Annotated in this window: 7 protein-coding genes; 6 read left to right on the forward strand and 1 reads right to left on the reverse strand. The window is 68.8% G+C overall.

From position 1 onward, the window contains the following. Positions 1-70: 70 nt before the first annotated feature. Positions 71-1,207, forward strand: coding sequence for a baeRF11 domain-containing protein (locus IFU30_RS05840; RefSeq protein ID WP_137242232.1), 1,137 nt, complete (start codon positions 71-73; stop codon positions 1,205-1,207). A 173-nt stretch (positions 1,208-1,380) separates the two neighbouring features. After that, on the forward strand, positions 1,381-3,909 hold the full coding sequence (locus tag IFU30_RS05845) for an ATP-dependent Clp protease ATP-binding subunit (RefSeq protein WP_064294324.1): 2,529 nt from the start codon (positions 1,381-1,383) through the stop codon (positions 3,907-3,909). A gap of 127 nt (positions 3,910-4,036) precedes the next feature. On the opposite strand, the gene IFU30_RS05850 is transcribed toward IFU30_RS05845, so the two are convergent. Next, positions 4,037-4,963: a Ppx/GppA phosphatase family protein gene (locus IFU30_RS05850; RefSeq protein ID WP_064294323.1), complete on the reverse strand. Its 927-nt coding sequence runs from the start codon at positions 4,961-4,963 to the stop codon at positions 4,037-4,039. Between the two features lie 93 nt (positions 4,964-5,056). On the opposite strand from IFU30_RS05850, the gene IFU30_RS05855 reads away from it, so the two are divergent. From IFU30_RS05855 to IFU30_RS05870, 4 genes are all read left to right on the forward strand, one after another. Beyond that, entirely contained in the window at positions 5,057-6,433 is a 1,377-nt protein-coding gene (locus IFU30_RS05855) for a glucose-6-phosphate dehydrogenase (protein WP_192004610.1), read from the forward strand. Positions 6,434-6,681: 248 nt separating this feature from the next. Beyond that, on the forward strand, positions 6,682-7,200 hold the full coding sequence (locus IFU30_RS05860) for an amino-acid N-acetyltransferase (protein WP_064294321.1): 519 nt from the start codon (positions 6,682-6,684) through the stop codon (positions 7,198-7,200). Positions 7,201-7,460: 260 nt separating this feature from the next. Beyond that, positions 7,461-12,374, forward strand: a complete 4,914-nt coding sequence (locus IFU30_RS05865) for an ExeM/NucH family extracellular endonuclease (protein ID WP_192004611.1) — start codon at positions 7,461-7,463, stop codon at positions 12,372-12,374. Between the two features lie 138 nt (positions 12,375-12,512). Beyond that, entirely contained in the window at positions 12,513-13,178 is a 666-nt protein-coding gene (locus IFU30_RS05870) for a hypothetical protein (RefSeq protein WP_192004612.1), read from the forward strand. Positions 13,179-13,199 lie beyond the last annotated feature (21 nt).

Raw genomic sequence — 13,199 nt, forward strand, 5'->3', positions numbered from 1 at the left:
AAGTCAGGCCCACGACGGCGTCGCCTGCTCCCGGTCGACCCTTCGCCTGACGCGATCGAAGGAGGCATCAGTGCACCACACCGATATTCCGACCCGCTCCGACATCGTCGAGCTCGCCACCGCTCGCGAGCCGGGCAGCGTGTCGATCATCCTCGCGACGAGCACCAACCCCTCGGATACGAGCCATATCCGCCTGGACCTCAAGAACCAGGTGAAGGTGGCGGTCGAGCAGCTGACGGCCGCGGGAGCAGACCGGGCGGCGATCGCGACGTTCACGCAGCAGGTCGACGACCTCCAGGAGGATCCGGACTTCCTCCGCTACCTGTCGTCGAGTCTCGCGCTGTACATCAGCCCGAGCCTCACGCGCTACTTCCGCGTCCCGAACATCCTCCAGTCCTGCACGGAGGTCTCGGACCGCTTCTTCATCAAGCCGTTGATGCGTGCGCTCACCTTCCCGCAATCGGCCTATGTCCTGGCGCTCGCGCAGAGCGGTGTGCGACTCGTCGCCGTCTCGCGCGATCTGCCGGCCACGAGCATCGAGCTCGAGGGTGTCCCCGCCGACGTGGCCGCGGCCGCTGGTGTCGACTCGATCCGGGGTCGCGGTTCCGACGGACGCAGCCCCCAGGGGCGCATCCAGGGTTCCGAGGGACAGAAGGTCCGGATGCAGGAGTACGCGCAGGCGATCAACAAGGCGTTGTCGCCGGTGCTCGCCGGCTCGAAGGAGCCCCTCATCCTCGCGGGTGCCGAACCGATGACGGGGATCTTCCGGTCCGTCTCGAGTTACAAGCACCTCGTGAAGCCCGAGATCGAGGGCAATCAGCAGGAGCGCTCGGACGAGCAGCTCGCCGCGGCGGCCCGCCCGATCCTCGACGAGCTGTACGCCGCCGAACTGCACGCACTGTGCGAGGAGTTCGGCACCCGCGCGTCGAACGGCCGTGCCGTGACCGACCTCGGCGACGTGGCACGCGCCGCGACGGCGAACGCGGTCGACACCCTGTTCGTCGACATCGACAGCAACCTGCCGGGCACGGTCGACGAGACCACCGGTGTCGTCACCCTCGCCGACGACGCCGACGCGACGAACTACGGCGTGATCGACGAGATCCTCCGCCGGGCGCTGCTCTCCGACGCCCGGATTCTCGCCGTCCGCGCCGACGACGTCCCCGGTGGGGGCGCCCTCGCGGCGACCGTCCGGTTCCCGGTCTGACCGAGCCGCGATCCTCCGACACCCGCAGCGCACGTGCCCGGTGCACGTGCGCTGCGGCGTTCCCGGTGGCCGCGCATCACGCCCACGGCGAACAGGGGCGAAGAGAGCTGCGGCGGTCGTTACGCTCCTACTAACGGCATCACCACCCTGCCCGGTGCCGGAGGAGAGTGATCATGTTCGAGAGATTCACCGACCGTGCGCGTCGTGTCGTCGTCCTGGCCCAGGAAGAGGCCAAGATGCTCAACCACAACTACATCGGGACCGAGCACATCCTGCTCGGCCTCATCCACGAGGGAGAAGGAGTCGCCGCCAAGGCGCTCGAGTCCCTCGGGATCTCCCTCGATGCCGTGCGCGAGCAGGTCACCGACATCATCGGCACCGGCCAGCAGCAGCCGACGGGACACATCCCGTTCACGCCGCGCGCCAAGAAGGTGCTGGAGCTGAGCCTGCGCGAAGCGCTGCAGCTCGGCCACAACTACATCGGCACGGAGCACATCCTGCTCGGCCTCATCCGCGAGGGCGAGGGCGTCGCAGCCCAGGTCCTCGTGAAGCTGGGTGCCGATCTCAACCGCGTGCGCCAGCAGGTCATCCAGCTGCTGTCCGGCTACCAGGGCAAGGAAGCAGCCCCGGTCGGCGGCAACCAGAGTGAGCAGCAGGCACAGGGCGGGTCGCAGATCCTCGACCAGTTCGGCCGTAACCTCACGCAGGCCGCGCGCGACAACAAGCTCGACCCGGTCATCGGTCGCGACAAGGAGATGGAGCGGGTCATGCAGATCCTCTCCCGTCGCTCGAAGAACAACCCGGTCCTCATCGGTGAGCCCGGCGTCGGCAAGACCGCCGTCGTCGAGGGTCTCGCCCAGGCGATCGTCAAGGGCGATGTCCCGGAGACGCTGAAGGACAAGCAGCTGTACTCGCTCGACCTCGGCTCGCTCATCGCCGGCAGCCGCTACCGCGGTGACTTCGAGGAGCGCCTGAAGAAGGTCACCAAGGAGATCCGCACCCGCGGCGACATCATCGTCTTCATCGACGAGATCCACACCCTCGTGGGTGCCGGTGCCGCCGAGGGCGCGATCGACGCGGCCTCCATCCTCAAGCCGCTGCTTGCTCGCGGTGAGCTCCAGACCATCGGTGCCACCACGCTCGACGAGTACCGCAAGCACTTCGAGAAGGACGCCGCACTCGAGCGTCGCTTCCAGCCGATCCAGGTCATGGAGCCGTCGCTGCCCCACACGATCAACATCCTCAAGGGGCTGCGCGATCGGTACGAGGCACACCACAAGGTGTCCATCACCGACGGCGCGCTCGTCTCGGCGGCGAACCTCGCCGACCGGTACATCTCCGACCGCTTCCTGCCCGACAAGGCCATCGACCTGATCGACGAGGCCGGTGCACGCCTGCGTCTGTCGATCCTCTCGAGCCCCCCGGAGCTGCGCGAGTTCGACGACAAGATCGCCGGCGTCCGCGAGGCCAAGGAGACGGCCATCGAGGAGCAGGACTTCGAGAAGGCGGCGTCGCTCCGCGACGAGGAGAAGAACCTCCTCGGCGAGCGTCTTCGCCTCGAGAAGCAGTGGCGCTCGGGCGACGTCAAGACGACCGCCGAGGTCGACGAGGGTCTGATCGCCGAGGTCCTCGCCCAGGCGACCGGCATCCCCGTCTTCAAGCTCACGGAAGAGGAGTCCTCGCGACTCGTCTTCATGGAGAAGGCGCTGCACCAGCGGGTCATCGGTCAGGAGGAGGCCATCTCGGCGCTCTCCAAGACCATCCGCCGCACGCGTGCCGGCCTCAAGGACCCGAAGCGTCCCTCGGGCTCGTTCATCTTCGCCGGCCCCACGGGCGTCGGTAAGACCGAGCTCGCGAAGGCGCTCGCCGAGTTCCTGTTCGACGACGAAGGCGCGCTGATCTCCCTCGACATGTCGGAGTACGGCGAGAAGCACACGGTCTCGCGACTGTTCGGTGCTCCTCCCGGGTTCGTCGGCTTCGAAGAGGGCGGCCAGCTCACCGAGAAGGTGCGTCGCAAGCCGTTCAGCGTCGTGCTCTTCGACGAGATCGAGAAGGCCCACCCCGACATCTTCAACTCGCTCCTCCAGATCCTGGAAGAGGGCCGGTTGACGGATGGTCAGGGCCGCGTCGTCGACTTCAAGAACACCGTCATCATCATGACCACCAACCTCGGTGCTCGCGACATCGCCGGTGGTCCCGTCGGTTTCCAGATCGAGGGCAACGCCTCGACCGGGTACGACATCATGCGCGGCAAGGTGAACGAGGAGCTGAAGAAGCACTTCAAGCCCGAGTTCCTGAACCGTGTCGACGACATCATCGTGTTCCCGCAGTTGTCGAAGCCGGAGCTCCTGCAGATCGTGGACCTGTTCACGAAGCGTCTCTCGGAGCGTCTGCTCGACCGCGACATGACGATCGAGCTCACGCTGCCGGCGAAGGAGCGCCTCATCGAGGTCGGCTTCGACCCGACCCTCGGTGCTCGTCCGCTGCGTCGTGCGATGCAGCGCGAGGTCGAGGACCAGCTCAGCGAGCAGATCCTCCACGGCGAGCTCAACGCCGGCGACCACGTGCACGTCGACTTCGTGAACGGCGCGTTCGCCTTCACGACCTCGGCTCGTGGTGAGTCGGTCGGTGCCGGCGTCAACGCGCAGGCGTCGCTCGGTACGGGTTCGGCCACGCCGGACCTCGCCATCACGGGCGAGTAGTCCCGAGTCATCGAAGGCCCCCACTCCGCGGAGTGGGGGCCTTCATCGTGTCTGGTCGTGTTCGTTCGCCCATCTTCGGGCGCGCGAGCACTGGAGCGCCCGAACCTGGGCGAGCGAACGGTGGCGGTCAGCCGAGGCGGTCGAGGTAGCGGAGGATGATGCCCTCGCGGAGTGCCCAGGGGGAGACGTCGAGCTCGCGGACGCGGAAGGCGGCCATCGCCTCGGACAGGACGATGCCGCCGGCGACGATCTGGAAGGTCCGGTCGGCAGTGATCCCGGGGAGCGCGGGGCGGGCCTCAGCCGGAATGCGGGCGAGCCGGGGGATCCAGTCGTCGAGCTGGCTGCGCCGGAGCAGCGACCGTTCGGTGCCACCGATGCCGTCGGCCACCGATCCTGCGAGGCGTGCGAGGGAGCGGATGGTCTTGGACGACCCGACGACGTGATGGGCGTCGGGCTCCTCGGCGAACGCGGGGAGTGCTGCGGTGAGCACCTCGCGGGCGTGTAGGCGGAGCGCCTCCTGCTGTGCGGCGGTCGGCGGGTCGTCGTGGAGGAAGCCGACGGTGGAGCGTCCGGCGCCGAGCGGGAGGGAGATCGCGACATCGGGGTACTCGTCGCCGCCGGCCGCGATCTCGAGTGAGCCGCCGCCGATGTCGAGGAGGAGCATCTCGCCGGCCGACCAGCCGTACCAGCGGCGGACGGCGAGGAAGGTGAGCTTCGCCTCGTCGTCACCGGAGAGGACCTGCAGGGCGATGCCGGTCCGTTCCTCGACGAGGGCGAGGACCTCCGGCCCGTTCGTCGCCTCACGGATGGCCGAGGTCGCCATGGAAAGGAGCTCGTCGAGGCCGCTCTCGCGGGCGATCGCTGCGGCCGCACCGATCGACTCGAGGATGACCGCGACGCCCTCATCGCTGATCGATCCATCCGGCGTGAGGTATCGCATGAGTCGCAGCACCGACTTGTGCGACGACTGGGGGATCGGCCGTGCTCCCGGGTGGGCGTCGACGATGAGCAGGTGGACGGTGTTCGATCCCACGTCGAGGACTCCGAGTCGCATGCGCTCACAGTACTGCCTGCCCGCCCGGGTGAGGGGGCCCTCGGAGAGCGCAAGGCCGCGCGACCTCGTCGGCCCACCGCGTAGGATCGCCGCATGACCGCCGCCACCTCGGAATCCTCCGCCCCTCGAACCCTTGTGATCCTCGGTGCCGGGGGCGATCTCACGGCCAGGCTCCTGCTGCCCGGACTCGCGTCGCTCCTCGCCTCTCCGCGTGGCGAGGCGGTGCGCCTCATCGGGGTCGACCGCTCCGAGTCGAGCGACGAGGCCTGGCGGAAGCGCGTCGAGACCGCGTTCGCGGACGCCCCGTCGGAACTCGCCGAGAAGATCGTCGCCGAGACCGCCTACGTGCAGGCCGACGTCTCCGATCCGGCGTCGCTCGAACGCGTCCTCGCGGCAGCCGGACCGAACGTCGCCCTCTACTTCGCCCTGCCGCCCGCCATCACCCTGCTCGCCTGTAAGGCGCTGCGGAAGCTGGAGCTCCCCAAGGGCATCATGCTCGCCCTCGAAAAGCCGTTCGGGACCGACTACGCCTCCGCCCGCTCGCTCAACCGCCTGCTCCAGCACCTGGTGCCGGAGGAGCAGGTGTTCCGCGTCGACCACTTCCTCGGCAAGTCGACGGTCCTCAACCTGCTGGGCCTCCGCTTCGCGAACCGCATCTTCGAGCCGCTCCTCTCCGCCGACAACGTCGAACGCGTCGACATCGTCTTCGACGAGCAGCTGGCGCTCGAGGGTCGCGCCGGGTACTACGACCGTGCGGGCGCCCTGATCGACATGATCCAGAGTCACCTGCTCCTCGTCCTCGCGTTCGCGGCCATGGAGCCACCGGCGAGCGTCGACGCCGAGGATCTGCGCGGCGGCATGGCCCAGGTGCTGCGGGCGACCCGTCCGTGGAAGGCGAACGGCACGGAGAGTCGTCGTGCACGCTACGGCGCCGGGACGATCGGCGACCGCAAGCTGCCCGCCTACATCGACGAGCAGGGCGTGGACCCGTCGCACCACACGGAGACGCTCGCCGAGATGACGCTCGCGATCGACAACTGGCGTTGGGCCGGTGTCCCGTTCGTGCTGCGGTCCGGGAAGGCGCTGGCGGACACCCGTCAGGAGATCGTCTTCACCTTCAAGCCGGTGCCGCACCTCCCGTCCGGCCTGCACGGCATGAAGACCCCGGCGCGGCTCCGCATCGGCCTGAAGCCGGCGTCGCTCGACCTCGACCTGATGATCAACGGCGAGGACGACCCCTTCGAACTTGACCCGGTCGCCCTCCATGCCGAACTCCAGGCCGGGCAGCTCAGTGCCTACGGCGAGGTCCTGTCGAGCATCCTCGAGGGAGACCCGACCCTGTCGGTGCGCGGTGACGTGGCCGAGCAGTGCTGGCGGATCGTCGCGCCCGTCCTCAAGGCGTGGCGCAAGGACGAGGTGTCGATCGACACCTACCCGGCCGGCACCGCGGGCCCGAGGTCCTGGCACTGATCCGCCCCTTGTGATCCGGTGCCGTCACTCCGGTGTCCGGCGCCAGCGCGGTGCGCTGACGTGAGCGCGCCCCTCCGGACCGAGCGCGCCCCTCCGGAGGCCCGCGCTCGCGCGGCTGGGTAGCGCTGACGCCGCTTCGGCAGCGCTCGCTCGAGCGCACCGCGCTGACGCCCACCAACCCGCGCTCGGTCGGGCGCACCGCGCTGGCGTCAGTAGACTTCTCGGAGGTTCTGACAGGAGGAGGCGGGATGGTCGAGCAGGCTCAGCAGGGGTATGTGGTCCGTCGCGCCCGCACGAGCGACGTCCGCCGCATCCAGGCGCTCGTCGAACCGCTCGTGCAGCAGCGCATCCTCCTCGGCAAGGACGACGTCGTGTTCTACGAAGCGGTCCAGGAGTTCCGCGTCGCCGAGACACCCGACGGCGAACTCATCGGCTGCGGCGCGCTGCACGTCATCTGGGAGGACCTCGGTGAGGTCCGCACGCTCGCCGTCTCCGCAGACCACCTCGGCACCGGGGTCGGCCACGCGCTCGTCGAGCGCCTCGAGCACGACGCGATCGAGCTCGGCCTGCGTCGCCTGTTCTGCCTGACCTTCGAAACCGGCTTCTTCACGAGGCACGGCTATCAGGAGATCGGCGAGGAGATCGTCCCACCCGAGGTCTACGCACAGCTCGTGCGCTCGTCGGACGAAGGTGTCGCGGAGTTCCTCGACCTCGCGCGGGTCAAGCCGAATACGCTCGGTAACACCCGCATGCTCAAGCTGCTCTGAACCACAGCTTGAAGGTTGGCGCTCGTCGGAGTGACCGATGAGACCGTTCACAATACCTCGCTGATCAGCGATTTCGCACGTTTCCAACGCGAAGCCCGTGCTCAGATGAGCAGGCCCGGATTTACGTGCCGTTCACATTCGCGGTGGTCTTCCGTCACGCATGTCGGTTAGCTTGTGAGGCACTACCCATCGTCTGTGCCTCGAATGGGGGGTGCGTTGTCGCGCGCTCCGAACGAGGACGGCCCTCGATTCGGAGCCACATGTCGTTCAAACACCCGTGGAGGCTGTCCGCCTTCGCCGCCCTTGCCGGGCTCGTCGCCGCGCCCCTCGTGGCGACACCAGCCGTCGCCTCGACCGACGGCCTCGGTGTCGTCATCAACGAGGCCTACCTCTCGGGCGGGAGCGCGAACGCGCCCTACCTGAACAAGTTCGTCGAGCTCTACAACCCGAGCGACGCGGTGGTCGACGTCAGCGGCTGGTCGATCCAGTACCGCAAGCTCGACGGCGTCGGCGCCTCGTCCACCGTCGTGCCACTCACCGGCTCCATCGCGGCCGGCGGCTACTACCTCGTCTCCGGCTCCTCGAACGGCGCCAACGGCGTCGCCCTGCCGACCCCCGACGTCACGAGCACCCTCAGCCCCCAGGGCCAGAACGGCACGCTCGCGCTCGTCGCCTCGACCGCCGCGGTCACGCTCACCCCCGGCTCCGTCGTCGGCGACCCGGCTGTCGTCGACCTCCTCGGCTACGGCACGTCGAACACCTTCGAGACGGCCGCGTCGCCGTCCCCGTCGGGCAACACCGTTCCGCAGTCGATCGTGCGCACCACCTTCGCCGACACCGACAGCAACGCCGCCGACTTCACGCTCAGCGACACGGTCACGCCGCAGAACAGCGCCGGCGATACCCCGGTCGACCCCGAGCCCACGCCGGAGCCGACCCCCGAGCCCACCGACCCGACCACCCCGGTCGAGCCAGGTACGGCGACGATCGCGGAGATCCAGGGCAGCGGTGCCGCGAGCACGATGGTCGGCCAGACGGTCACCACCACGGGCTTCGTCACCGCGAGCTTCCCGACCGGCGGCTTCAACGGCTACTACCTGCAGACCGCGGGCACCGGTGGAGCGATCGACCCCGCGACGCACCTCGCGTCCGACGGCGTCTTCGTCTACTCGCCGGCCACCGTCGGCTCCGTCGCCGTCGGCCAGTACCTGCAGGTCACCGGCGTCGTGGACGAGTACTACGGCCTCACGCAGCTGAAGGTCACCGACCCGGCCGCCGTCTCCGTGCTCGACGCCACCGGTGTCAGCGCTCCGACCGCCGCCAGTGTCGCCTTCCCGGCCACCGACGAAGAACGCGAGCGTCTCGAGGGCATGCTGCTCGACCCGGCCGGCGACTACACGGTCACCGACACCTACAGCACGAACCGCTACGGCGAGGTCGCGCTCGCGGCATCGACGACGCCGTTCGTCACGCCGACGGTCCTCGGCAAGCCCGGTTCTGCTGAGGCGCTCGCGGCCGCGGCCCGTGTGCCGGCGGAGAAGGTCGTCCTCGACGACGGCTCTACCGTGGACTTCTCGAAGGCTGAGAACACGGGCATCCCGCTCCCGTACGTCTCGACCACCGCGCCCGTCCGGGTCGGTGCCGCCGTCGACTTCACCGCACCGGTCGTCTTCGACTTCCGCAACAGCAACTGGAAGTTCCAGCCCACGCAGCACCTCACCGGCGCCAACGCCGCGGATGTGCAGCCAGCGTCCTTCGAGAACACACGCTCCACCTCGCCTCGCGGGGTCGGCGGCGACGTGTCCCTCGCGACCTTCAACGTGCTCAACTACTTCGCCACCACCGGCGACTCGCGCACCGGCTGCACCTTCTTCACCGACCGTGAGGGCGGCAAGACGACCGTCGACGACTCCGATGCCGCCGGTTGCGGCGTCCGAGGAGCGGCGACGGCCGAGAGCCTGGCGCGTCAGCAGGCGAAGATCGTCTCGGCGATCAACGCCCTCGACGCCGACGTCGTCTCGCTCGAGGAGATCCAGAACTCCGCCTCGATCGGCCTCGACCGCGACGACGCGCTGAAGACCCTGACCGCGGCGCTCAACGCCGATGCCGGTGCGGGCACCTGGACGTTCGTCCCGTCGCCCGCGAAGGTTCCCGCGGACGAGGACGTCATCCGGACGGCGTTCATCTACAAGTCGGCCGCCGTCGAGACCGTCGGTGAGTCGCGCATCCTGCTCGACGAGCCGGCCTTCGACAACGCCCGTGAGCCAGACGCGCAGGCGTTCAAGCCCAAGGGTGCGGACGACGCGGCGACGTTCCTCGTGATCGCGAACCACTTCAAGTCGAAGAGCACTTCCAAGGCCGCGACGGGCGACAACGCCAACACCGGCCAGGGCGCCTTCACCGGCGACCGCACGCGTCAGGCCAAGGCCCTCGTGACCTTCGCCGACACGGTCTCGAAGGACATCGGCACGAAGAAGGTCTTCCTCGTCGGCGACTTCAACTCCTACGACGCCGAGGACCCGCTGGACGTGCTCCGCGACGCCGGCTACATCAGCCAGGAGGCCAAGACCGGGGAGTACACCTACGCGTTCGACGGTGCGGTCGGGTCCCTCGACCACATCTTCGCGTCGCCGGAAGCCGACCAGAGCGTCACCGGTGCCGACGTGTGGAACATCAACTCCGTCGAGTCGATCGCCCTCGAGTACTCCCGCTACAACGCGAACGTGACCGACTTCAACGTGCCGGACATGTTCCGCTCGAGCGACCACGACCCCGTGATCGTCGGCATCAGCGCCGACGCGAGCGAGTCTGCGACCGTCAACCTGCTCAACATCAACGACTTCCACGGTCGGATCGACGCCAACACGACGAAGTTCGCGGGCACGATCGAGCAGCTCAAGGCGATGTTCGCACCCGACCAGACGGCGTTCATCTCCGCTGGTGACAACATCGGTGCCTCGCTCTTCGCTTCGTCGTCGCAGCAGGACCAGCCGACGATCGACGTGCTCAACGCACTCGGCCTGAAGGCCTCCGCGGTGGGCAACCACGAGTTCGACCAGGGCTACGGCGACCTCGTCGACCGTGTCATGGCCGACGGGAAGAACGCCGCCTGGCCGTACCTCGGGGCCAACGTGTACGAGAAGGGCACGAAGAAGCCCGCGCTCGAGGAGTACACGATCCTCGACATCGACGGAGTGAAGGTCGCCGTCGTCGGCGCCATCACGCAGGAGACGCCGACGCTCGTGTCGCCCGCCGGCATCGCCGACCTCGACTTCGGGGACCCGGTCGAGGCCGTGAACCGCGTCGCGGCGCAGCTGACCGATGGCGACGAGTCCAACGGTGAGGCCGACGTCATCGTCGCCGAGTACCACGAGGGTGCCGGAGCCGGCACGCCGGACGGCGCGACCCTCGAGCAGGAGCTCGCCGAACAGAGCGCCTTCACCGAGATCGTCACCACGACGAGCGCGGACGTCGACGCCATCTTCACCGGCCACACGCACAAGCAGTACGCGTGGGACGCTCCGATCCCCGGCGTGACCGGCAAGACCCGTCCGGTGCTCCAGACCGGCAGCTACGGCGAGTTCATCGGTCAGATCACGCTGACCGTCGACCGCGCGTCGGGTGACGTCACCGCCTACACGGCGAAGAACGTCGCACGCACCACCGTTGCCGAGGCCGACCTGGTCAAGCAGTTCCCCGCGGTCGCGACGGTCAAGACGATCACCGACAAGGCCCTCGCGGTCGCGGCGGAGATCGGCAACCAGAAGATCGGTGAGGCGAAGGCCGACATCACCCGCGCGTTCAACAACGGGGTGAAGGACGACCGCGGCGCCGAGTCGACGCTCGGTGCGCTCGTCGCCGACTCGCTCCGTGCCTCGCTCTCGAGTGCCGACCGGGGCGGAGCCGACATCGGCATCGTCAACCCGGGTGGCATGCGTGAGGAGATCCTCGCGGGCGACATCACGTACGCCGAGGCGAACGCGGTGCTGCCGTTCCTCAACAACCTGTGGACGACCTCGCTCACGGGTGCACAGTTCAAGACCGTGCTCGAGCAGCAGTGGCAGCTCGACGCGGCCGGGAACGTCCCGTCCCGTCCGTACCTGCAGCTCGGACTGTCGTCGAACGTGCAGTACACGTTCGACCCCACGAAGGCCCAGGGACAGCGGATCACGAGCATCACGGTGAACGGTGCGCCGATCGACCCGAGCAAGAGCTACCGGATCGGCTCCTTCAGCTTCCTGCTGCAGGGTGGCGACAACTTCCGTGAGTTCGCGAACGGCACGGACACGCGCGACTCCGGTCTCGTCGACCGCGACGCGTGGATCGCCTACCTGACGGCGAACAGCCCGGTGTCCCCGGACTTCGCCCGCCAGAGCGTGCAGGTCACGAACGCGCCGACCGCAGCGGTCGCCGCTGGGAAGACGGTCTCGTTCGACGTCGCGAAGCTCGACCTCACCTCGACCGGCAGCCCGGTGAACACCTCGCTGGCGATCGAACTCAACGGCTCGCCGATCGGGACGGTCCCGGTCACCGCGGGGGCCGCGACGGTCTCGTTCACCGTCCCGGCGGGTACCGCTGACGGCGCGGCGACGGTGCGCCTCACGGCACTCGAGTCGGGGACGACGCTCACGGTGCCGCTCACGGTCGCGACGCCGCCGGTTGTCATGCCGCCGACGCCCGCACCGGAGTCCGCGCTCATCCAGGCGCTCAAGGACCTGATCAAGGCGATCACCGACTTCATCATCGGCAAGCTCGCCACGATCCACGTCGGCAAGGAGTACGCCGGCACCTGGGTCAGCGTCTGGCTGCACTCCGACCCGATCCTCGTCAGCGACGGCCTCGTGCAGGTCGACGCGGACGGCAACGTGCAGGTCACGGTTCCTGAGGACGCGCCGGTCGGTGCCCACCGCCTCGTCGTCCAGGACGCCGACGGCAACGTCATCGGCTGGCAGGACATCGTCGTGCAGGCTGCGGCGGTCGACCCCGGCACCGACCCGGGCACCCAGCCCGGTGCGGGCGGCGGGACCGGTTCGGGAACGGCCGGCGGCAGCCAGGACGGCAGCCTGAGCAAGACCGGTGCCGAGCCGTGGGGGAACGCGGCGCTCGCCGCACTGCTCCTCGTCGGCGGCCTCGCGCTCGTGATCGCCCGTCGTCGCTCGGCGCAGCAGCTCTAGGCGCTCGCATCACCGAGCACCACCCGGCACCATCAGCACCACCAGCACCATCCCGATGCCTCGTCATCGGTCGGACCACGGTCCGCACCGACGGCGGGGCATCGGGTGTTTCCGCGCCACTGCACTTAATCTGTGAGCATGTCGAGCCTCACGAATCCCCGCGGACCGGAGCGGCCCGCCGTCTACTGGCGACGCAGGTTGATCGTGTTCGGCGTCCTGCTTGCCGTCATCGTCCTGGTCATCGTGCTCATCGTCCGGCTCGCGTCGGGTCCGGGCACCCAGAACACCGCCGCGACGCCCACCCCGACGCCCACAGCGACCCCTGCGCCGACCCCGGCTCCCGAGGCGTCGACCACCGCACCGATCGATGAGTCCGCGACCACCGACCCCGGTTCGGCGGCCGCGTGCACGGCCGACCAGATCCGCGTCGAGGCCGTCGTGAACGGGACGAGCTTCGCGGCGGACGAACTCCCGCAGCTGTCGCTGAGCGTGACGAACACCGGCTCGGCCGCGTGCACGATGAACGCCGGTACGAGCCAGCAGGTGTTCACCGTTTCGAGCGGTGAGGAGCCGTACTGGACGTCGACCGACTGCCAGACCGGACCGAGTGACCAGCAGGTGCTCCTCGAGCCGGGGAAGACGGTCTCGTCGAACCCGCCGATCACCTGGGACCGCACGCGGTCGGCGCCCGACACCTGCGACCAGCCGCGCGACCCGGTGCCCGCCGGTGGCGCCTCGTACCACCTGAACACCTCGATCGGCGGCTTCGCCTCCGCTGACAGCGCGCAGTTCCTGCTCAACTGACGGAACCTGCTCGCCGAGCCA

This window comes from Plantibacter sp. CFBP 8798 (genome assembly GCF_014841195.1).
In the GTDB taxonomy this organism is placed as follows: domain Bacteria; phylum Actinomycetota; class Actinomycetes; order Actinomycetales; family Microbacteriaceae; genus Plantibacter; species Plantibacter auratus.

Excerpts from the sequence above, each read along its gene's own strand:
- IFU30_RS05870 (WP_192004612.1), top strand. The coding sequence starts at position 12,513 with ATGTCGAGCCTCACGAATCCCCGCGGACCGGAGCGGCCCGCCGTCTAC.
- IFU30_RS05865 (WP_192004611.1), top strand. The coding sequence starts at position 7,461 with ATGTCGTTCAAACACCCGTGGAGGCTGTCCGCCTTCGCCGCCCTTGCC.
- IFU30_RS05855 (WP_192004610.1), top strand. The coding sequence starts at position 5,057 with ATGACCGCCGCCACCTCGGAATCCTCCGCCCCTCGAACCCTTGTGATC.
- IFU30_RS05860 (WP_064294321.1), top strand. The coding sequence starts at position 6,682 with ATGGTCGAGCAGGCTCAGCAGGGGTATGTGGTCCGTCGCGCCCGCACG.
- IFU30_RS05850 (WP_064294323.1), bottom strand. The coding sequence starts at position 4,963 with ATGCGACTCGGAGTCCTCGACGTGGGATCGAACACCGTCCACCTGCTC.
- IFU30_RS05845 (WP_064294324.1), top strand. The coding sequence starts at position 1,381 with ATGTTCGAGAGATTCACCGACCGTGCGCGTCGTGTCGTCGTCCTGGCC.